This is a genomic window from Streptomyces sp. N35 (genome assembly GCF_016464295.1).
Lineage (GTDB): Bacteria > Actinomycetota > Actinomycetes > Streptomycetales > Streptomycetaceae > Streptomyces.
This window is the reverse complement of record NZ_JAEIMH010000121.1, coordinates 1-21,067: the sequence shown is the minus strand read 5'-3', so window position 1 is coordinate 21,067 and position 21,067 is coordinate 1. Positions and strand designations below refer to the sequence as shown.

At 71.1% G+C, this 21,067-nt stretch carries 18 protein-coding genes and 3 pseudogenes; 11 read left to right on the top strand and 10 right to left on the bottom strand.

Annotated elements, in window-relative coordinates:
* The first annotated feature begins 343 nt into the window (after positions 1-343).
* Both JAO81_RS38615 and JAO81_RS38610 read left to right on the top strand, forming a co-directional pair.
* Positions 344-1,684: a transcriptional regulator gene (locus JAO81_RS38615; RefSeq protein ID WP_199552674.1), complete on the top strand. Its 1,341-nt coding sequence runs from the start codon at positions 344-346 to the stop codon at positions 1,682-1,684.
* 66 nt (positions 1,685-1,750) lie between these two features.
* The gene (locus JAO81_RS38610) at positions 1,751-2,281 is read left to right on the top strand and encodes an NUDIX hydrolase (RefSeq protein ID WP_199552673.1); all 531 of its coding nucleotides are present in this window, start codon (positions 1,751-1,753) and stop codon (positions 2,279-2,281) included.
* A 24-nt stretch (positions 2,282-2,305) separates the two neighbouring features.
* Here JAO81_RS38610 and JAO81_RS38605 read toward each other — a convergent pair whose 3' ends face one another.
* Positions 2,306-2,563 (bottom strand): hypothetical protein, encoded by a 258-nt coding sequence (locus JAO81_RS38605; protein WP_165335506.1) that lies wholly within the window; start codon positions 2,561-2,563, stop codon positions 2,306-2,308.
* Between the two features lie 660 nt (positions 2,564-3,223).
* A complete protein-coding gene (locus JAO81_RS38600) occupies positions 3,224-4,102 on the bottom strand; it encodes a 3-hydroxybutyryl-CoA dehydrogenase (protein ID WP_199552672.1) in 879 nt (292 codons plus the stop codon).
* 200 nt (positions 4,103-4,302) lie between these two features.
* Between JAO81_RS38600 and JAO81_RS38595 the strand changes: the two genes are divergently transcribed.
* Positions 4,303-5,526 (top strand): glycoside hydrolase family 10 protein, encoded by a 1,224-nt coding sequence (locus JAO81_RS38595; protein WP_199552671.1) that lies wholly within the window; start codon positions 4,303-4,305, stop codon positions 5,524-5,526.
* Positions 5,527-5,533: 7 nt separating this feature from the next.
* Here the strand turns inward: JAO81_RS38595 and JAO81_RS38590 are convergent, their stop codons facing one another.
* Both JAO81_RS38590 and JAO81_RS38585 read right to left on the bottom strand, forming a co-directional pair.
* A complete protein-coding gene (locus JAO81_RS38590) occupies positions 5,534-5,725 on the bottom strand; it encodes a DUF1918 domain-containing protein (RefSeq protein ID WP_199552670.1) in 192 nt (63 codons plus the stop codon).
* Between the two features lie 173 nt (positions 5,726-5,898).
* Positions 5,899-6,837, bottom strand: coding sequence for a DMT family transporter (locus JAO81_RS38585; RefSeq protein WP_199552669.1), 939 nt, complete (start codon positions 6,835-6,837; stop codon positions 5,899-5,901).
* On the opposite strand from JAO81_RS38585, the gene JAO81_RS38580 reads away from it, so the two are divergent.
* The 4 genes from JAO81_RS38580 to JAO81_RS38565 are packed head-to-tail and all read left to right on the top strand — an operon-like array spanning position 6,836 to position 10,053.
* A complete protein-coding gene (locus JAO81_RS38580) occupies positions 6,836-8,290 on the top strand; it encodes a PLP-dependent aminotransferase family protein (RefSeq protein WP_199552668.1) in 1,455 nt (484 codons plus the stop codon). The two genes, JAO81_RS38585 and JAO81_RS38580, sit on opposite strands and share 2 nt — an antisense overlap.
* Before the next feature lie 58 nt (positions 8,291-8,348).
* Complete coding sequence (locus tag JAO81_RS38575) at positions 8,349-8,771, top strand: GNAT family N-acetyltransferase (RefSeq protein WP_199552667.1); 423 nt, start codon at positions 8,349-8,351, stop codon at positions 8,769-8,771.
* A gap of 52 nt (positions 8,772-8,823) precedes the next feature.
* A complete protein-coding gene (locus tag JAO81_RS38570; protein WP_199552666.1) occupies positions 8,824-9,402 on the top strand; it encodes a histidine phosphatase family protein in 579 nt (192 codons plus the stop codon).
* Between the two features lie 30 nt (positions 9,403-9,432).
* Complete coding sequence (locus JAO81_RS38565; protein WP_199552665.1) at positions 9,433-10,053, top strand: nucleoside deaminase; 621 nt, start codon at positions 9,433-9,435, stop codon at positions 10,051-10,053.
* Between the two features lie 99 nt (positions 10,054-10,152).
* Here the strand turns inward: JAO81_RS38565 and JAO81_RS38560 are convergent, their stop codons facing one another.
* Positions 10,153-10,563, bottom strand: coding sequence for a PPOX class F420-dependent oxidoreductase (locus JAO81_RS38560; protein ID WP_199552664.1), 411 nt, complete (start codon positions 10,561-10,563; stop codon positions 10,153-10,155).
* 175 nt (positions 10,564-10,738) lie between these two features.
* Here JAO81_RS38560 and JAO81_RS38555 point away from each other — a divergent pair.
* Positions 10,739-12,962 (top strand): annotated as a pseudogene (locus JAO81_RS38555) (NADP-dependent isocitrate dehydrogenase).
* Positions 12,963-13,196: 234 nt separating this feature from the next.
* A complete protein-coding gene (abc-f, locus tag JAO81_RS38550) occupies positions 13,197-14,819 on the top strand; it encodes a ribosomal protection-like ABC-F family protein (protein ID WP_374194408.1) in 1,623 nt (540 codons plus the stop codon).
* Positions 14,820-15,162: 343 nt separating this feature from the next.
* On the opposite strand, the gene JAO81_RS38545 is transcribed toward abc-f, so the two are convergent.
* Positions 15,163-15,948 carry a LysR family transcriptional regulator substrate-binding protein gene (locus JAO81_RS38545; protein ID WP_199552675.1) on the bottom strand — a complete coding sequence of 262 codons (786 nt, stop codon included), beginning with the start codon at positions 15,946-15,948 and terminating at the stop codon, positions 15,163-15,165.
* 105 nt (positions 15,949-16,053) lie between these two features.
* Between JAO81_RS38545 and JAO81_RS43175 the strand changes: the two are divergent.
* Positions 16,054-16,446, top strand: a pseudogene (locus JAO81_RS43175) (DUF5997 family protein); the annotation flags it as partial.
* A 129-nt stretch (positions 16,447-16,575) separates the two neighbouring features.
* Here the strand turns inward: JAO81_RS43175 and JAO81_RS38540 are convergent.
* The 4 genes from JAO81_RS38540 to JAO81_RS38525 form a co-directional block, all read right to left on the bottom strand.
* On the bottom strand, positions 16,576-17,511 hold the full coding sequence (locus JAO81_RS38540; RefSeq protein ID WP_199552662.1) for an aminoglycoside phosphotransferase family protein: 936 nt from the start codon (positions 17,509-17,511) through the stop codon (positions 16,576-16,578).
* A gap of 36 nt (positions 17,512-17,547) precedes the next feature.
* Complete coding sequence (locus JAO81_RS38535; RefSeq protein WP_199552661.1) at positions 17,548-18,561, bottom strand: ABC transporter substrate-binding protein; 1,014 nt, start codon at positions 18,559-18,561, stop codon at positions 17,548-17,550.
* A 108-nt stretch (positions 18,562-18,669) separates the two neighbouring features.
* Complete coding sequence (locus tag JAO81_RS38530; protein ID WP_374194407.1) at positions 18,670-19,443, bottom strand: ABC transporter ATP-binding protein; 774 nt, start codon at positions 19,441-19,443, stop codon at positions 18,670-18,672.
* Positions 19,443-20,522: an iron ABC transporter permease gene (locus JAO81_RS38525; RefSeq protein WP_199552660.1), complete on the bottom strand. Its 1,080-nt coding sequence runs from the start codon at positions 20,520-20,522 to the stop codon at positions 19,443-19,445. The genes JAO81_RS38530 and JAO81_RS38525 overlap by 1 nt, the downstream gene beginning before the upstream one ends.
* A 233-nt stretch (positions 20,523-20,755) precedes the next feature.
* Here JAO81_RS38525 and JAO81_RS38520 point away from each other — a divergent pair.
* Positions 20,756-21,067: pseudogene (locus tag JAO81_RS38520) on the top strand (MFS transporter); the annotation flags it as partial.

The following is a 21,067-nucleotide window of genomic DNA, read 5'->3' as shown; positions in this document are numbered from 1 at the left end:
CAAGGAGGCCCCCGATCCCCCGTCGCGCGAACCACCCCCGTACGAGGGAGGGTTGGACCACGGGCCCGGCCGGCGCCGCCCACCTCGCCGCGGAGAGTCCGGCAGGCGGACGAGGTGAGCGGCGCGGTATGGGCCGCCGCACTGTACGAGGGGGAGCCGGCGGCCCGGCCGCCTCTGGCGAGGCCAGAAGGTGTCCGGTCCAGGGGGTCCGGACGCATATATCCAACCGGCCGCCGCCCCCGGTACGGCAGAGTGCACGCCCCGTCACTGTGGGCACTTGTTTCGCACCCCGTGTGAAAGCCGCTCGACTACTCTGGGCGGCACCGAGCCACCGGAGGGCCTGATGCAGCCCAACACCCTGCTCGACGCGATACTCGACGAGGCCGGAATCTCCCATGCGGGCCTCGCCGCCCATGTGAACCAGGCCGGCAAAGCCCGGGGTCTCGCGCTGCGCTACGAACACACCGCCGTGGCCCGCTGGTTGAAGGGCCAGCGGCCGCGCGGCCAGGTGCCCGACCTGATCTGCGAAGTACTCGCGGCCCGGCTGCAGCGCCCGGTGACGCTCGACGACATCGGTCTGGGGGTCCCCGGGCAGCAGGCGAGTGTGGCCGCGACGTCGCTGTCCGGGTTCGTGGAACGGGCCACCGCCTTATGGCGGTCCGATATGCAGCAGCGCCCCCATGTGCTCGGCGCGGCCGCGGTGACCGGCACGCCGGCCGTGATGCCGGTCTGGGAGTGGGAGAACCCGCCGGAGGACGTCGATGTCTCGCGCGGCGGACGGCATCAGGTCAGCAAGTCCGATATCGCGATGCTGAGTTCGGCCCGTGCGCACTACGAGCAGATGTACCGCAAGACGGGAGGGGTGGCGACCCGCGCACGCATCGTGGGCTTCCTCAACGCCGAGGCCGCCCCTCTGCTGCGTGGCAGCTATACGGATGCGACCGGGCGTCAACTGCACAGAGCGACCGGTGGGTTGGTGGCGATCGCCGGTATCTGCGCGTACGACTCCGACGCCCACGGACTGGCGCAGCGCTACTTCCACCAGGCGCTCCGGCTCGCGAAGGCGAGCGGGGACAGGGGACTTGGTGCGTATGTGATAGCGCTCCTTGTCAACCAGTCGCTGTTCATCTGCGAATACCGGCAGGCCGTCGCGTTCGCGGAGGCCGCCCTGAGGGCCGCCGGGCGGCACATCACGCCCGCGCTCGCCGCCGATCTCTACGCCATGCAGGCCAAGGCGTACGCCCATCTCGGGGACGGCAGCAGCGCGTTGTTCTGCATCCGGCGGGCGGAATCGGCCGCCGACCGGATCCATCCGGGCCATGAACCCGCCGAGACCGGCTATGTGCAGCCGGGCCTGGTGAACGTACAGGTGGCGGAGGCCCTGCTCAGTCTCGGTGATCTCGCGGCGGCCCGGATGCACTCGGCCGCGGCCGTGGACACCCCGGCCCATGACCGCGGGCGGGTGCACCGTCTCGCGGTGCTCAGCCAGATCGAGCTGCGGCGCGGTGAGGCGGAGTCGGCGGTCGCATCGGCCGTCGAAATGGCCCGGCAGGCACGGGGGATGGAGTCCCAGCGGCTCCGCGACCGGCTGCGTGCGGTGCGCGAGCACCTCGTACGCAGTGGATGTTCCGGCACCGAAGAAGCTGCCGCACTCATCGACGGGGCGCTGCGCGTACCGCTGTGACCCTGGGGGCCTGCTGCAAGGGTGCGTGCGATATTGCCATCTATCTCGGCGGAAGGTGGCAGAACCGTGCAGTGGACGAACCTATGCGAAAAAAATGTGTATCGAAACCGCTGGTTCCAGGTGAACTTGGCGGATGTGGAGCTGCCGAACGGGAAGCATCTCGATCACTTCCTGATCCGGATGCGTCCCGTGGCCGTCGCCACGGTGGTCAACGAGGCCAATGAAGTCCTGCTGCTGTGGCGGCACCGTTTCATCACCGACAGCTGGGGCTGGGAGCTGGCCGCGGGGGTCGTCGAGGACGGTGAGGACATCGCGGTCGCGGCGGCCCGTGAGCTGGAAGAGGAGACCGGGTGGCGGCCCGGCCCCCTCCAGCATCTGCTCAGTGTGGAACCCTCCAACGGCCTCACCGACGCCCGGCATCACATCTACTGGGCGGACGAGGGGACGTATACGGGCCATCCCGTGGACGACTTCGAGTCGTCGCGACGCGAGTGGGTGCCCCTCAAACTCGTCCCCGACATGGTGGCGCGGGGGGAGGTGCCGGCGGCCAACATGACGGCCGCGCTGTTGATGCTGCACCACCTGCGACTCGGGTGATCTCCTGGGTCCGGATGATCCCGGTCACCGCCCGAGCGCCTGCCACACAGCCACCACCAAGGCGCCGATCGCGGTCAGTGTCGCGACGGTGGGCAAGGGCCAGCGGTTGTGCTCGAGTGCGGTGATACGGGTGGTGAGATCGTCGAGTTCCTTGGCGCTGTGTTCGTCGCGCTGGGTCAGCAGCGCCAAGTGGCCTTCGATACGGGCGAGTCCCACATCCAGGCTGCGGCGCAACTCTGCGTGTTCTTCCTGGATCACGGGATGCTCGGGGTCGGGGCTCACGGGTCTGCTCCTTCCTGGGGCGTACGTGGCTGAAACTTGTCCGTGCGCAGCCATCCCTGTTCTGCGCACGGACAGTAAAGCGGCCTGGTGAGGGGCGCGGGAGCGTGTGCGCGGGGCATATGCGGGACCTGCTTTCACACCGGTGCGAACCCTTCGGGCCCGGCTTCCGCAGAACCCCTTCCAGCCGGGGGTCGGGGCGTGAATCTGGCCGGAAGGATACGGAGAGTGGCCGAATCGGCAGGGGAGGCAGGGGTGTGGGGGATGTCGGGGGTGCCTGCGGTGGACGGGAGAAATCTGGGCTGACGCAAGATCGGTGGGGCGGCTTGGGTGCAGACATGTCAGACCTGCGTATCGAGAAGCCCGTGCATGATGCCGCACTCGCCGACTGGCGCCGGGTGCACAACACCGTCATTCCCGCACACCCGCTGTCCCTGGCCGACGCGCGGGACCGGGCGGTCCGTCACCATCTGGAAGTGGCCTATGCGGGCGGGGAGTTGGCCGGTTGCAGCACCGTCCGCCCGCCGGCCGACGGCTCGCGTACGGCGACCATGATCACGCGGAACGCGCGGGGGCCGCTGCCCGTGACGGACAGCGGCCCCAGTGCGGCGTACCGGATCAGTACGTACGGAATCAGTGCGTACGGGATCAGCGCGTACAGGATCAGTACGTGTAGAACCCGGAGCCCGACTTCCGGCCGAGGCGGCCCGCGTCGACCATTCGCTGGAGCAGCGGGGGAGCGGCGTACAAGGGCTCCTTGTACTCGGCGTACATCGAGTCCGCGACCGAGTGGACCGTGTCCAGGCCGATCAGGTCCGCCAGCTTCAGCGGTCCCATCGGGTGGGCGCAGCCCATCTCCATGCCGTTGTCGATGTCCTCGCGGCTGGCGATGCCCGACTCGAACATCCGGATCGCGGAGAGCAGATACGGGATGAGCAGCGCGTTGACCACGAAGCCCGAGCGGTCCTGGGCGCGGATGGCGTGCTTGCCCAGCACCTTCTCCACCGCGACCTGGGCGCGCGCGAGCGTGCCCTCGGAGGTGGTGAGCGCGGGGATCAGCTCGACGAGCTGCTGCACCGGCGCCGGGTTGAAGAAGTGGATGCCGATGACCTGGTCGGGGCGCGAGGTCGCGACGGCGAGCTTCACCAGCGGGATGGAGGAGGTGTTCGAGGCGAGGATCGCGTCGGGGCGGGTCACCACCTGGTCGAGCACCTGGAAGATCTCCGTCTTCACCAGCTCGTTCTCCACCACGGCCTCGATCACGAGGTCACGGTCGGCGAATTCGCCGAGATCCGTGGTGAAGGTCAGGCGCGCCAGTGTGGCGTCCCGCTCCTCCTCGCTGATCTTGCCGCGTTCGGCGGCCTTCGCGAGGGAGTTGTGCAGCCGGGTGCGGCCGATCTCCAGGGCCTCGCCGGTGGTCTCGGCGACCTTGACCTCCAGGCCGGCGCGGGCGCAGACCTCCGCGATGCCCGCTCCCATCTGGCCGCAGCCGACGACTCCGACGCGCGCGATGTCGCCCGTGCCCAATGCAACGTCTGTCACATCGTCCCTTTCGTGCTCCGGGTCGGCAGGGTCCCGATGGATGTTCGGCGCCTGCCCCGATGTACCGACGTTACTCCGCGTTCACTGGTGCACAGTCGGCCGGGGCGGCATGCTGTGGCACGTCCCACGGGACAACAGGTGCTGTCCGGTACTTCCGGGCATAGCGAACAATTCGATATTAGAGGTGGCATACATTGCGTATGACGCGCAGGAGTTTCACGGTGGCGGGTGCCGCGGCACTCTTCGGAGCGGGGCTCACCGGGGACGCCGCAGCGGCCGATGTCGCGGTCGAGAAGCGCCGCCGGCCCCGCAATACGGCCTTTCGCGGGATGTGGATCGCGAGCGTCGCCAACCGCGACTGGCCCTCGAAGCCCGCACTGCCCGCCGAGACCCAGCGCGCCGAGCTGCTCGCGCATCTCGACACCGCGGTACGCCGACGGCTGAACACCGTGATCCTCCAGGTACGGCCCACGGCGGACGCGTTGTGGCCCTCCGACTACGAACCGTGGTCGGCGTACCTCACCGGAGTCCAGGGCCAGGACCCCGGCTGGGACCCGCTGGGCACCGCCGTCGACGAGGCCCACAAGCGCGGCCTCGAACTGCACGCCTGGTTCAACCCGTACCGCGTCGCGGGCCACGCCGACCCGTCCCGGCTCTCGCCCGACCACCCCGCGCGCAGCAACCCGGACTGGCTCGTCACCTACGGCGGGAAGCTCTACTACAACCCGGGGCTGCCCGAGGTCCGCGAGTTCGTGATGCGGGCGATGCTCGATGCGGTACGCAAATACCCCATCGACGCCGTGCACTGGGACGACTACTTCTATCCGTATCCGGTCGCGGGCCAGGTCTTCGACGACGACGCGGCCTATGAGCGCTACGGCGCGGGCTTCGCGGACCGTGCGGCCTGGCGCCGGGACAACACCGATCAGCTGGTGCGAGGGATGGCCGCCGCGATCCCGAAGGCGCGCAAGGGCGTGCAGTTCGGGATCAGCCCGTTCGGGGTGTGGCGCAACAAAGCGACGGATCCGCTGGGCTCGGAGACCACCGCGGGCGTGCAGACCTACGACGACCTGCATGCCGACGTCCGCAAGTGGATCAGGCGCGACTGGATCGACTATGTCGTGCCCCAGCTGTACTGGAACATGGGCTTCGCACCCGCCGACTACGCCAAGCTCGTGCCGTGGTGGGCCGAGACGGTCGCCGGCACGGACGTCGATCTGTATCTCGGCGAGGCCCTCTACAAGGCAGGCGATCCCGCGCAGCCCGCGCCCTGGCAGGACCCCGCCGAGCTGTCCCGGCATCTGTCGTACGCCGGCAAGTACCGGCAGGTGCGCGGGCATGTGTACTTCGCGGCGCGTGAGGTGGCGGCCGACCCGATCGGGGCGATGACGCGGGTCGTGGCCGACCACTACACGCTGCGCTGAGGGGTGTTCAGTCGCGGGTCCTGTGCCGTACGACGGTGTCGGGGCCCGGCGACATCAGCGTCTCGTGACCGTCCTCGAAGCGGACCCTGAACGGGGGAGTGCCGTCCGGGCCGAGCACCTCGATGACCTCCGCGACACGGTCCTGCTGCCCGACGACCCTGCCGTGCACCAGCAGCGTGTCGCCCACACTTGCGTGCATCGGGAGTGACCTCCTTGGCCTGCCGGGGAGTTGCGATCCGTGGCGGCAAGTGTACGGCGGGTGGCGGCAGTTGGGACCCTGTGCGGATCGGCCGGAGTCCTTGTGCGGGCCGGCGGGGAGCCCCTGGGCGGGCGGGCCGGCGTGCCCCTGCGGCTCGGTCGGCCCGCCCCGCTTCAGCCGCGGGCCCGCTGGGTCACCGCGATGCAGATCAGCACCGCCACGGCGGTCAGCGGCGCGGCGGCCGTCATGCTCTCGCCGAGCAGGGAGACCGACCACACCAGGGTGAGCAGGGGCTGCGCGAGCTGGAGCTGGCTGGCCTTGGGGATGCCGATCGCCGCCATGCCCCGGTACCAGACGACCAGGCCGACGAACTGCGAACCCACCGCCACCCACAGCAGGCCGGTCACGGCCTTCGCCGTCAACTCCCAGGGCTCGTGCGCGAGAGCCACCGCGGACGCGGGGAGCGCGAGCGGCAGACAGGCCACCAGGGCCCAGCCGATGACGTGCCAGCCCGGCATCACCCTGGCCAGCCTGCCGCCTTCGGTGTACCCGGCGGCGCAGATCAACAGGGCGCCGAACAGGTAGAGATCGGCGGTGGTCAGGGCGCCGCCGCTCTGCTGCACGGTGAAAGCGATGACCGCGGCGGCCCCGAGGCAGGCCGCCGTCCAGAAGGTGCGCGAGGGGCGAACTCCCGTGCGCAGCGCGGACAGCGCGGCGGTGGTGAGCGGCAGCAGGCCGACGACGACCGCGGCGTGCGAGGTCGTGGAGGTCTGCAGGGCGAGCGTGGTGAGCAGCGGGAAACCGATCACGACACCGGCCGCGACGACAGCCAGGGAACCCCAGTGCTCGCGGGCCGGCGGCTTGATGCGCAGGGCGAGCAGACAGCCGCCGGCGATCAGTCCCGCGAGCGCCATCCGCACGGAGACCAGCGACCAGGGGCCGAAGCCGTCAAGTCCCCATGCCGTGGCGGGGAACGTCAGCGAGAAGGCGGTCACGCCGGCGGCGGCCAGGAGGATTCCCGTGCGGGTGGAGTCGCAGCCGGTGCTCGGGACGGTGACGGGGGTGCCGACCGCTATCGTGGTCGGGCGAGTAGCGCTATCCTGTGCTGTCATGCAAGAGCGTAGCAGTGTGGGGGAATTGGCGAATAGCCTGCGTGGCGAGCTTCATCGCTACTCACCTGGTGGAAAGCTCCCGTCCAGCCGGATGCTGGTCGAGCGCTACCGCGTGAGCCCGGTGACCGTCTCCCGGGCGCTGGCGCAGCTGGCGGCCGAAGGCCTGGTGGTGACGCGGCCGGGCGCGGGTGCGTACCGCGCACAGATGCGTACCGCTGTCGAACCGGTGGGTGACACCTCCTGGCAGGAGGTCACCCTCAGCGCACAGGCGGCCGCCGAGCCGCGGGCCGTGGACGCCTCCGGAGTGCTGGCCTGTCTGGCGCAACCGCCCACCGGGGTCATCGAGTTCAACAGCGGCTATCTGCACCCCTCGCTCCAGCCGGAACAGGCGCTCGCCGCCGCTCTCGGCCGTGCCGGACGCCGCCCCGGCGCCTGGGGGCGGCCGCCCATGGACGGGCTGCCCGAGCTGAGGGACTGGTTCGCGCGCGGCTGCGGCGGTGCCGTCACCCCTTCCGACGTGCTGATCACCTCCGGCGGCCAGACCGCGCTCACCACCGCGCTGCGCGCGCTCGCCGCGCCCGGCACCCCGGTTCTGGTGGAGTCGCCCACGTACCCCGGTCTGATCGCCATCGCCCGCGCCGCCGGGCTGCGCCCTGTGCCGGTGCCGGTGGACACCGACGGGGTGCGGCCCGAGCTGCTCGCGGACGCGTTCCGGGCGACGGGGGCCAAGCTGTTCGTCTGCCAGCCGCTGTTCCAGAACCCGACGGGTGCGGTGCTCTCGGCGGCCAGAAGGCCCGAAGTGGTGCGTATTGCAAGGGAGTTCGGAGCATTCGTCGTCGAGGACGATTTCGTCCGGCTGCTCGCCCACGACGACAGCGGTCCGCTCGCGCCGCCGATGATCGCCTCCGACCCCGACGGCGTGGTAGTCCACGTCTGCTCCCTGACCAAGGCGACCTCGCCGTCCTTGCGCGTGGCCGCGCTCGTGGCCCGCGGCCCGGTCCTCGAGCGGCTGCGCGCCATCCAGATCGTCGATCACTTCTTCGTCCCTCGCCCGCTCCAGGAAGCCACCCTCGAATTGGTCGGCGCACCCGCCTGGACCCGCCATCTGCGCACCGTCGCCACGGAGTTGCGCACCCGCAGGGACCAGATGGCCACGGCGCTCCTGCGCGAGCTGCCCGAACTGGCCCTGCCGCACATCCCGTCCGGCGGCTACCACCTCTGGCTGCGCCTGCCCGACGGCGCCTACGGCCGGGGCGGGGTCTCCGTCGAGTCCGCGCTCGCCTCCGCGGCTGTGCGCGCGGGCGTCGCGATCACCCCGGGCCGGCCCTATTTCAGTGCCGAACCCCCGGCCGGACATGTCCGGTTGAGCTTCGCGGGGCTTGCGGGCCCGGCGGAGATCACGGAGGGCGTACGGAGGCTGCGTACCGCATGGGACGAGGTGACCGGAGGGTGACCGGCAGCCGGGCAAATCGACTCGCGTCCGCGCGTGCCCTGATGCGAACCTCGTGCCCATGACCGACTACGTGATCTCCACCGACCCCTCGCGCCTCGACCCCGCCAGGATCCACCACTGGCTCTCCACCGATGCGTACTGGGCGCTCGGACGCAGCCGCGAGAAGCAGGACCAGGCCATGGCCGGGTCGCTCAACTTCGGGGTGTACGACCCGGTTTCCGGTGAACAGGTGGCGTACGCCCGGGTCATCACGGATCGCTCCACGTTCGCGTGGCTCTGCGATGTGTACGTGGATCGTGCCGTACGCGGCAAGGGTGTCGGTGTGGCCCTGGTCGCCGCCGTACGCGAGGAGCTCGAACCGTGTGGGCTTCGTCGCATCCTGCTCGCCACCCACGACGCGCACGGGGTGTACGCGAAACAGGGCTTCGCGCCGCTCGAGCACCCCGAACACTGGATGGCGCTGCAGCTGCAGCAGCCCTGATCTCGGGCGGGTGGCTCTTGACCTGCGGAGCGGCGCGTTCCAACATCGCCGCATGCATGTTCGGGTCACGCTGATCGCCGCCGCACGCAGCTCCTCGCTGCTCACCGAGCGCTTCGACGACGACCGGCCGCTCGACCAGGCCGGCTGGCATGAGCTGCAGCTCGCGGCGCACACCCTGGTGCCGTACGGGCGGGCCGAGCTGCGCTACTGCTCTCCCACGCCGCGGAGCCGGGCGACCGGCGACGCACTGGGCTTTGCGCCGATGGCGCAGCCCATGCTCAGCGACTGCGACATGGGCCGCTGGCGCGGCCGCACACTCTCCGAGGTCACGGCACGTGAACCGGCCGCGGTGGACGCCTGGCTGGGCGACCCGCGCTCGGCTCCGCACGGCGGCGAATCGCTGCTCGCGTTCATCTCCCGGGTGGGCCGCTGGCTGGACACCCGCCCGGTCGGCGACGGCTCGAGCATCGTCGCCGTGGCCGAGCCCGGGGTGGTCCGCGCGGCCCTGGTCTACGCCCTCAAGGCGCCCCCGGCGACGTACTGGAACATCGACGTGCCCCCGCTCTCGACGGTCACCGTCACCGGCCAGGCGGGACGCTGGAGCCTGCGTCTCGCGGGGCGGGCGGCCTGACCGCGCCGCGACGCTCCCTAGGATCGCGCCATGGCCGATGACTTCACGACCGCATGGCAGGCCCTCGATCCGGCGGCACGCCGCTGCCTCGAACTTGCCCACACCTCCCTGCGCGGCGGGGGCCTCGCCTGCGGTGCGGTGCTCACCGACGCCGCCGGCGCCATCGTCGCCGAGGGCCGCAATCGCGCGTACGACCCGCCGGGCGGCACCGATCCCCTGCAGGGGACTCCGCTCGCCCACGCCGAGACGAACGCCCTGGCCCGGGCGCGTACGGAATGGGACCTCGCCACGCACACGCTCTGGTCCAGCCTCGAGCCGTGCGCGATGTGCACGGCGGCCGCTGAATTCACCGGTGTCGGCACCGTGCGGTACGTGGCGCGTGATCCCTGGGCCGTCGCCGGTGAACTGCCCGTATCGCCGGGGCAGCCGCTCAACTCGCCGGTCTGGGCGGTGAGTTCCGCACTCCTGTTCCTGCGGAGCGCCTACGAGCTGCGCGGCCCGGACGCCGAGGTGCTGCGGGCGAACGAGCGCCGCGCGCCCAAGGTGGTACGGCTCGTCGCGGACCCGGAATTCGCGCGGGCCGGCGAGGCGGCCGAGCTGTTCGCCGCGCTCTGGAGCCGTATCCGGGAAGCGGCCGGCGCGGCAGGGTGACGGCGGCCGCGGCCGTCACCCGGGGCCGTCCGGGCCGGACCGTTCAGGTCGGCCCGTCCAGGTCGGCCCTTCCGGGCCGGGCCGTTCAGTTCGGGCCGTTCAGTTCGCGGCCGTGCCCACCACCCGCTCGGGCGTGATCCGGATGACGATCCGTACCACCTCGGGCCCCAGCTTCAGCGCCCAGTCGCCCGCACCGGGCCCCTCGTACTGTTCGTCGAGCTCGATGGTGAGCCGGCGGCCGACGTCCTCGGAGATCGCGGCCGTACCGCGGACCTCGATGTACCGCTGTGGATCGGCGGCGTCGTACACGGTGAGGCTCACGCGCGGATCACGCCGCAGGTTCTTGTCCTTGCGCCGCCCCGCCTGCGAGGCGATCACGAGGTCGTCACCGTCGAGGCCCACCCAGACGGGCGAGGTCTGCGGGCTGCCGTCGGGGTTGATCGTGGCCAGGATCGCGGGATTCGGAGCTTCGAGAAGCCGTCGGGCCGCCGCGCTGAGGGTGAGAACCATGATCGTCAGCCTAGGTCCGTGCCGGGCGCCGCGACAGGGGTGCGCGGACGAATGTTCGCTTCGGGCCGAGGAGGCCCTTTCGGAACCCGGGGTCGAAGGAGATATCTTGATGTCGAGTAATCTCGACCGACGACGCAAGCAGACGACGCTATGCAGACGTGGAGCGGAGCACCCGGTGACTGACTCGACCATCATCTATACGCACACTGACGAGGCCCCGGCCCTGGCGACCCATTCGTTCCTGCCGGTGATCCAGGCGTACGCCTCGACGGCCGGCGTCAGTGTCGAGACCCGTGACATCTCGCTGGCCGGGCGGATCATCTCGCAGTTCCCCGAGTACCTCGAGGAGGGCCAGCGGATCCCGGACGCCCTCGCGGAGCTGGGCGAGCTGGCCAAGACGCCCGAGGCCAACATCATCAAGCTGCCGAACATCTCGGCCTCGATCCCGCAGCTCAAGGCCGCCGTCGCCGAGCTGCAGGGCCAGGGATACGCGCTTCCCGCGTACCCGGACGCCCCGAAGACGGACGAGGAGCGCGAGATCCGCGCCCGCTACGACAAGGTCAAGGGCTCGGCCGTCAACCCGGTCCTGCGTGAGGGCAACTCGGACCGCCGCGCCCCCGCCTCGGTCAAGAACTACGCCAAGAACCACCCGCACCGCATGGGCGCCTGGACCCCCGAGTCCAAGACGAACGTGGCGCACATGACCGCCGACGACTTCCGCTCCAGCGAGAAGTCGGCCGTCATCGCCGAGGCCGGCGCCCTGCGCATCGAGCACGTGGCCGCCGACGGCACCACGACCGTTCTGCGCGAGTCCGTCCCGGTCCTCGCGGGCGAGGTCGTCGACGCCTCCGTGATGCACGTCGCCGCACTGCGCACCTTCCTCGGTGAGCAGATCGCGCGTGCCAAGGCCGAGGGCGTGCTGTTCTCGCTGCACCTCAAGGCCACGATGATGAAGGTCTCCGACCCGATCGTCTTCGGCCACGCGGTGCGCGCCTTCTTCCCGAAGACCTTCAAGCAGTACGGCGAGGTCCTGGCCGGCGCCGGCCTCTCCCCGAACGACGGTCTCGGCGGCATCCTCAAGGGCCTGGAGACCATCCCGCACGGACTCGGCGACGAGATCAAGGCCTCCTTCGAGGCCGAGCTCGCCGAGGGCCCCGAGCTCGCGATGGTCGACTCCGACAAGGGCATCACCAACCTGCACGTGCCGTCCGACGTCATCGTCGACGCCTCGATGCCGGCCATGATCCGCACCTCCGGCCACATGTGGGGCCCGGACGGCCAGGAGGCCGACACCCTCGCGGTCCTGCCGGACAGCTCCTACGCCGGCATCTACCAGGTCGTCATCGACGACTGCCGTGCCAACGGCGCGTACGACCCGTCGACCATGGGCTCCGTACCGAACGTCGGCCTGATGGCGCAGAAGGCCGAGGAGTACGGCTCCCACGACAAGACCTTCGAGGTCGCCGCGGCCGGCACCGTCCGTCTCGTCGACACCGCGGGCAACGTGGTCCTGGAGCAGGAGGTCGCCGAGGGCGACATCTTCCGGGCCTGCCAGACCAAGGACGCCCCGATCCAGGACTGGGTCAAGCTCGCCGTCACGCGCGCCCGCGCCACCGGCGACCCGGCCGTGTTCTGGCTGGACTCGGAGCGCGCGCATGACGCGGTGCTCATCGAGAAGGTCAAGAAGTACCTTGCGGACCACGACACTTCGGGTCTGCAGATCGAGATCATGTCCCCGGTCGAGGCCACCGCGTTCTCGCTCGAGCGCATCCGCCGCGGCGAGAACACCATCTCGGTCACCGGCAACGTGCTCCGTGACTACCTCACGGACCTGTTCCCGATCCTCGCCCGGCACCAGCGCAAAGATGCCCCCCGTCGCCCCGCTGAGGAACGGCGCCGCCCCCTCCGAGACGGGCGCCGGCGGCTCCGCCCCGAAGCACGTCCAGCAGCTGGTCAAGGAGAACTACCTGCGCTGGGACTCGCTCGGTGAGTTCCTCGCGCTCGCGGTCTCCTTCGAGCACCTCGCGACCACCACGAACAACGCCCGCGCGCAGGTCCTCGCGGACACCCTGGACCGCGCGACGGCCACGTTCCTGGAGCAGGACAAGTCCCCGACCCGTCGCGTCGGCGGCATCGACAACCGCGGCTCGCACTTCTACCTGGCCCTGTACTGGGCCCAGGAGCTGGCGAAGCAGACGGCCGACGCGGACCTGGCGAAGGACTTCGCGGCCCTCGCCGAGTCGCTGACGGCGAACGAGCAGAAGATCGTCGACGAGCTGCTCGCCGTCCAGGGCAGCCCGGCCGACATCGGCGGCTACTACCAGCCGGACGCCGCCAAGGCGTCCGCGGTGATGCGTCCGTCCGCGACGCTGAACGAGACGCTGGGCACGCTGGCGTAACGCTCGCCGCCCCCCGGGCCCCCCCCCGGGCGGCCTCCCCCCCGGGCCGTGGCGCGCTCCGCGTTCTCGCCGGCTTTCCCGGTCGGCTTGAGACGAGACGGGCCGTCTTGTATGGTGGCGGCATGCGTCACTACTTCTTTCTCTGAGTCCGGGCACGGCCCACGCCGCCGTTTCTGCTGCCCGTAGACCCTCGTATCCAGGGAAAGAACCATGCGCGACCGCGCTCATACCGCCATGCCCGCTGCCGTGGCGCAGCTGTCCGTCAAGGACGTCACCAAGTCGTACGGCACCAGGACCGTCCTCGACCAGGTCACCTTCACCGTCCGTCCGGGCGAGAAGGCCGCCGTCATCGGCGAGAACGGCTCCGGCAAGTCCACCCTCCTGAAACTCCTCGCCGCTGCCGAGAAGCCGGACTCCGGCGAGATCACCGTCAGCTTCCCCGGCGGCACCGGCCATCTCGCCCAGACCCTCGACCTCGACCCGGACTGCACGGTCCAGGACGCCGTCGACCTCGCCCTCGCCGAGCTGCGCGCCATGGAGCGCGACCTCCGTACGGCGGAGGAGAACCTGGGTGAGGCCTCCGAGGCCGAACTCTCCGCGTACGGCGAGCTGTTGATCACGTACGAGGAGCGCGGCGGCTACGACGCCGATGCCCGCGTCGACGCCGCCCTGCACGGGCTCGGGCTCGCCGGGATCACCCGCGACCGCGTGCTCGGCTCGCTCTCCGGCGGCGAGCAGTCCCGGCTCGCGCTCGCCTGCGTCCTGGCCGCCGCCCCCGAACTGCTGCTCCTCGACGAGCCGACCAACCACCTCGACGTGACCGCCGTGCGCTGGCTGGAGGAACAGCTGCGCGCCCACCGCGGCACCGTCGTGGCGGTCACCCACGACCGCGGCTTCCTGGAGCGCATCGCCACCACGATCCTCGAGGTCGACCGCGATACGCGCTCCGTGCGCCGGTACGGGGACGGCTGGGCCGGCTACCGCACGGCGAAGGCCTCCGCCCGACGCCGTGCGGAGCAGGACTATGCGGAGTGGCTGGACGAAGTCGCCCGTACCGAGGAGTTGCTGGAGGCCGCGGGGCGGCGGCTCGCCGGCACCGGCAAGGACCCGGGGCAGGGCTTCGGCAAGCACCGCCGCTCCCATGAGGCGAAGCTCGGCGGGCAGGTACGGGCAGTTCGTGAGCGCCTCGCGCAGCTGCGGCGGAATCCGGTGGCGGCGCCACCGGTGCCGCTGCGGTTCACCGCGGGGCTGCCCGCGGCGGCCGGGTCTCCGGCCGCGGCGCGTGCCCTGGTCGAGTGCGACGACGTACGCGTGGGCGAACGGCTGTTCCTGGACGGACCGTTGACTGTCACGCCAGGGCAGCGACTGCTCGTCACCGGCGAGAACGGGGCCGGGAAGACGACGCTCCTTCGCGTCCTCGCCGGCGACCTGGAGCCGGACGCGGGAACGGTCCGCCGCTCCGCCCGGATCGGGTACCTGGCGCAGGAGCTGCCGGTGCGCACCACACGGCTGCCGCTCCTCGCGGCGTTCGTGGCCGGACGGCCGGGGCTGCCCGAGGAGTACGCCGAAGAGCTGCTCTCCCTCGGCCTGTTCCGCGAGGAGGACCTGCATGTTCCGGTGTCGGCCCTGTCCGCGGGCCAGCAGCGGCGGCTGCAGCTAGCGATCCTGGTGACGCGGCCCTCGGATGTGCTGGTGCTCGACGAGCCGACCAACCACATCGCGCTCGATCTGGTCGAGGACCTGGAGGCGGCGCTCGCCGTGTACGCGGGGGCAGTTGTCGTGGTCTCGCACGACCGGGGCTTCAGGGAGCGGTTCGTGGGGGAGCGGCTGGAGCTGCGGGGTGGGCGCAGGGGGTGACGGCGAGGGCGGGGGCGGCCTGGGGCGTGTCTGGGGGCTGCGTGTCTGGGGGCTGGGGTGTCGGGGGCCGTGGGGTCGAGCCCGGGTCCGGGGTGCGCGTGCGGTTGCGTCGTGGGGTCGGTGCCGGTCCGGGGTACCTGTCATACGGGCAATGGCGCCGTTGCCGCGAAGGGTTGCCGTGGCCGTCGGGGGTGCCCGTATGACAGGCACCCCTACCCGTCCCCTTCCGCCGTCGCGCGGCTGCGGGCCGGTGGTCTCTTCCGTTTCACGGGGGACTCTGCGGGCTGTTGGCCTCGGACTCTGCGGGCCGGTACAGCTCGCTTGCGTGGTGTTGGCGGTGCAGTCAGCTCCGTCGCTTGGGCTTGCCTCGGCGTGCTCCGGTCGGGGAGCCGGATGTGCGTGCTTTGTTCTTGCCGCCGCGGGGTGCGGCCTTGGCCGACGTGCCCTTCGCCGAGGTGCGGCCCTTGCCGTCCTTGGTCTGCTTCTTCCGTCCGCGAGCCGCTTCGACCTCGGCCGGGGACTGGCCGCGTGAGCTGTTGACCGTGCGGCCCCGGACGATCCCGATGAACTGCTCGACCAGATCCGAGGTATCCCCTTGCGGCCACACCAGGCCCATCTGTGACTCGGGCGCATCGGTCAGCGGCCGGTACGTGAGGTCCTTGCGGTGGTGCAGCCGCGCGAGTGACTGCGGTGCGACCAGCACTCCGATGCCCGCCGCCACCAGCTCGACGGCATCGGCCGTGGTGGCCGGCCGCTCCAGCGCGGGCTTGCCCGGCAGCTCCGTCCAGCCGAGGGTGTCGTCGAGCGGGTGCAGCACGATCTCGTCGGCCAGATCCGCGAGCGTCACCTCGTCGGCGGCCGTGATCAGGTGGTCCTTGGGGACGACGGCCACGGTCGTCTCCGCGTACAGCGGGATCGCGTTGAACCGTGTCTTGTCCACCGGCATCCGCAGCAGCCCGGCCTCCGCGCCGCCCGACTCCACCAGCTCGGCGGCCTCGGCGGGTTCGACCGCGACCAGCGTCAGCGGGATGGAGGGCAGCCGCTCCCGCCAGATCCGCACCCACTTGGCGGGCGTGGCGCCCGGAACGTAGGCGAGGCGGAACTCCGCCGGGTCGTCCGAGCCTGTCACCGGGGGTTCTGCAGCGCCTGTCACCTCGCCAGATTACCCGCCGGTGCGCAGGGCCGAGCGCGCTCGTGGTCGGCCGGACCGCCGGTGATCGCTACCCTTGATGCCATGACCCAGCACCAGAACACCCAGACCATGAAGCCCGCGACCGCGGCGAAGAAGCTGGGCGTGTACCTTCCGGCCACCCCCGCGGAGTTCCAGGAGGGCGACGTCTCGCGCGCCGAGCTCAACGCTCTGCAGGCCGAGCCGCCCCAGTGGCTCGCCGACCTCCGCAAGAACGGCCCGCACCCGCGCCCCGTCGTCGCCGCCAAGCTCGGTGTCTCCATCGCCGGTCTCGCCCGCGGTGGCGTGACCGAGGCGCTCACGACCGAGCAGATCGACGCGCTCCGCGAGGAGATGCCGGAGTGGCTGCGCCAGGAGCGCGCCACGCAGGCCAAGGTGCGCGAGGAGGCCGTGCGCCTCAAGGAGAAGCAGGCGGCCAAGGCGGAGGCCGACGCCCAGAACGCCGCGGCCGGGCGGGCGGGGGGGACGCTGTGGGCCCTCGTACGAGGTGAGGATCAGGGCTCCCGTAGACGACCGGGAACGGCCTCCCGGACGAGGTCCGTGCAGGGCTCCCGTGCACGATCCGGATCAGCCGTCCCGCAGGAGCAGCGCGGCCGTCTCCAGGAACGGCCGGCCGACCTCCGGCGCCCCGAGGGCGATGCAGTACAACCCGGTGGACACCCGCTCCAGGTACCCCCACTCCCACACGGCCCTCTCGTCCTCGCCCGCGGCATCGGCCAGCCGTGCGCAGTAGCCGCGGGCCAGCCGCACCGGGTCCTCGGCGGCGAGCAGTTCCGTGCACCACTCCCTGAGCACGACGCCCAGGTCGTACGAGGCCGGGGCGAGGAAGCCCTCCGGGTCGACGAGTACATAGCCCGTCCCGGACCCAGGCCGCTCGGCACGCACCCGCAGGGCGTTGCCCGGATGCGGATCCCCGTGGACCAGCACACAGTCCTCGGGACCGAAGTGAGCACGCTTCTCCGCGTGGGCGAGGGCCTGGGCCACCACCGGCTCGGGGCAGGGCCGCCCCAGCTCGTGCCACAAGCGGTCCACCAGCTCGTACAGACCGCGGGCCTTGTTCTCGAAGGGGCCGGTGACCGGCGGGCGCGGCACGGTCCAGGCCTGCTGCAGAAGGTCGGAGAGCACGTCCAACTGCCGCTCCGGGGAGGGCAGTTGCTCCAGCGGATCGCCGAGCGCTTCGAGCAGGAGTGCGTGGCGCGCCGTGTCATGCCGGATCAGCCGCACATAGCCCTGCCCCCGTGCGAGCCGCAACGTGCGGGCCTGCCCCGCGAAGCCGTCGTCGGGCACGGCGAGTTTGAGCACCACGTCCTCGCCGGCCGAGGTGCGGGCCCGCGCCACATACGCCGCCGTGCCGCCCGCCAGCGGTTCCCCGACGCTGATCGCCCACTCGCGCTCGATGTCCCGTACGAGAGCGGGCAGCGAGTCGAGCCACTCGCGCCCCCGCTCGCCCAGACTCAGGGCCTTGCCGCGCACCATCGGCGACCGGGGGAAGAAGCGCTCCATGGGACGACCGTAGCCGCGCCGCCGCACGGTGGCCGGTCAGCGCTTCAGCTCGCGCAGATACGTGCCGAACTTCTCCAGGCCGTCGATGTTGCGCGGTCCGCTGATGCCCTCGTTGTAGTCGAGGATGAAGAAGTTGTTCCGCTCGACGGCCGGCAGGTTCTTGGTGTGCGGGGACTTCCTCAGGAACTCGATCTTCTTCTCGGCCGGCTGGTCCCCGTAGTCCAGGATCATGATGACCTCGGGCTGTGCCTGCGTCACGGCCTCCCAGGTGACCTGGGTCCAGCGCTGATCGAGTCCGTCGAAGATGTTGCGGCCGCCGGCGGTCTTGATGATGTCGTTGGGCGGCACCTGGCTGCCCGCGGTGAACGGCTGGTCCGTGCCCGAGTCGTAGAGGAAGACGGGTACCGGGTCGCCGCCCTTCGGTGCCTTCCCCGCGACGGCGGAGACCCGGTCCTTGAGCCCGGCGACGACCTGCTCGGCCTTCCGCTCGACCTGGAAGATCTGCCCGAGCCGGTCCAGGTCGCTGTACAGGCCCTCGAAGGGAGTCAACTTCTGCGGGAAGCCGGGGTAGTTGAAGCAGCTCTCGGCGTGCATGAAGCTCTGGATGCCGAGCTTGTCGAGGATCTCCGGGGTGATACCCCGCTGATCGCTGAAGCCCGAGTTCCAGCCGGCGACCACGAAATCGGACTTCGCCTCGACCACGATCTCCTTGTTCAGGAGATCGTCGCTGAGCATTTTCACCCCGGCGTAGTCCTTCGCCCACGGTGACTGGTCGACCGGGGGATTGGCGGGCGGCATCACATAGCCGTGCACCTTGTCGGCGAGGCCCAGGCTGAACAGCTTGTCTGCGCTGCCGCCTTCGTAGACGACCGCGCGCTTCGGCACCGTGTACTCCACGGTCTCGCCGCAGCGCTTGACCTTCGTCTTCGCGGCGGCCGCGCCCCCGGAGTCCGGGGTGACCTCGGCGCCGCAGCCCGTGAGCAGCAGGGCGAGGGCGGAGGTGGCGCCGAGTGCGGTGCGACGGAGTACGGCGGTGGATGTTCTGAACATGCGGTGGTGCCTTTCGATGAGTGAGGGTGAGGTGAGCGAGGGTTCAAAGGGATGTGGCGGCCGGTGCGACGTCCGGCGTCAGCGCGTACAGCACCTGCGGATCCCCGGTCAGGGGATGGGTGACCACCTCGGCACGCACCCCGAAGACCTCCCGCACCAGGTCGTGCCCCCCCCGGCACGCACCCGGAAGACCCCCCGCCCCGGGTCCGGTGTGGGGCCTTGGGCGGGTGTGCCAACGGTGACGAGGCGGCCCTCGCCGAGCACGGCGAGCCGGTCGCAGGCCGCCGCGGCGAGGTTGAGGTCGTGCAGCACGACCAGGACGGTCAGGCCCGAACCGCGCAGGAACGACAGGAGCTCGATCTGGTGGCGTACGTCGAGATGGTTCGTCGGCTCGTCGAGGACGAGGATCTCCGGCTCCTGGACGAGCGCGCGGGCCACCAGGACCCGCTGCCGCTCCCCGCCCGAGAGGCCGAGGATGCCGCGCCGGGCGAGCGAGGCGATGCCGAGCCGGTCCAACGCCCGTGCGCACAGCTCGCGTTCACGGCGGCTCAGCGCCTGGGTGCCGCGCAGATGCGGTGCGCGGCCGAGCGCCACGACCTCCTCGACCGTGAAATCCAGGTCCACCGTGCCGTCCTGGGTGAGCGCGGCGACGAGCTGGGCGCCGCGCCGTGGGGTGAGCCGGGTGAGATCGTCCTCGCCCACCCGGACCACTCCGGACGTGGGTCGCAGCGCGCGGTAGACACAGCGCAGCGCGGTCGACTTGCCGCTGCCGTTCGGGCCGACGAGCCCCGTGACCCGGCCGCTCGGCACATGCAGCGACAACTCCCGTACGAGACCGCGGCCGTCGGTCACGACCGTCAGCTGTTCCAGGGTGAGATCCATCAACGGCCCCCGAAGACATAGCCCTTGCGGCGCAGCAAGGTGAGGAACACGGGCACACCGACCAGTGCGGTGATCACGCCCAGGGGAAGTTCGCGCGGGGCGGCCAGGGTGCGGGCCACCAGATCGGCCCACACCATGAACACCGCCCCGGCGAGCAGTGCCACCGCGAGCACCCGTCGGTGCGTCGCGCCGACGACCATCCGTACGAGATGCGGCACGATCAGTCCGACGAAGGCGATCGCGCCGGACACGGCGACCAGCACGCCCGTGACCAGGGAAACCAGGATGAGCAGCCACCTGCGGCGGCGGTCCGCGTCGATGCCGAGACTCGCCGCGCTCTCGTCGCCCAGGGCAAGCAGGTCGAGCGTGCGGGCTTCGCGCAGCAGCAAGGAGAGCCCGAGCGCGACGACCATCGCGACGACCGGCAGCGCCCCCCACTGGGCCGCGCCGAAACCGCCGAGCGTCCAGTACAGGACGCTGCTGGTGGCCTCGTTGTCCGGGCCGAAGTAGATCAGCACGCTCATCAGCGCCTGGAAGCCGAACGACAGGGCGACCCCGGTCAGGACGAGCCTCAGCGGCGCCAGCGCACCACGGCTCGCGGACACCACGAAGACGAGGGCGGACGCGGCCAGCGCCCCGGCGAACGCGCCCGCCGACACCGCGTAGACGCCGAACGCCGCGAGCCCGCCGCTCACCGTCACGGACACCGCCCCCACGGACGCACCGGAGGACACTCCGAGGACGAACGGATCGGCCAGCGCATTGCGCACCATCGCCTGCACGGCGACACCGACCGCGCTCAGGCCGGCCCCGACCAGTGCCGCGAGCAGCACCCGCGGAGTGCGGATCTGCCAGACGATCTGATACGTGGTCACCTCGCCGGCTTCGATCCGCCCGCCGCTCAGCGCGGCCCACAGATAGCGCGCGGTGTCGCCGGGCGCGACGACGGCCGCCCCTAGGCCGATGGCGATGACCACGGAGACGAGCAGCGCCACGGAGAGGGCGAAGCAGACCAGCGCGAGGCCGCCCTTGCGCGAGGCCGTACGCGGCGCGTCGAGCGCCACCTGCAGTGTGCCCATCAGGCCGCGGCCCGACGGAGTGCGGGCCCCGCGCTACGGCCCATCCAGTGCCTGGGCAGGTTCAACATGCTTTCACCTCAAGGGGAGTGGCAGGGCGGGGTGGGATCCGAGACCCACACCATAACGATAATCATTTCCAGTAGGCTATCCGGGTCCCGCCGAGGCCGGCCCCGCGTCCCGTCGTGGCCCTGCTGTTCGCTCATGAGCCATCAATTGACGGAAGTGCACTGAAATTGACCAGTTCGCCCGCCCATGCGCCGCCCACTGCTCCGCAAAGGTCCGTCCTGCGGGAGCCCGCCTTCCTCCGCCTGTGGGCCGGTGCGACCGCCTCGGGTCTGGCCACCTGGGCCCTGCCCTTCGTGCTCGGCCTTGCGGTGCTCCAACGCGACCTGAGCGCAACCGGGTTGGGCCTGGTGCTCGCGGCCCGCACGGGCGGCTTCCTGGTCGCCGTCGCGGTCGGTGGCGTGCTCGCCGACCGTCACTCGCGCCGCGTGGTGGTCCTGTGCTCGGGCCTCACGGCGGCTGCCGCGGCGCCGCTGCTCGCC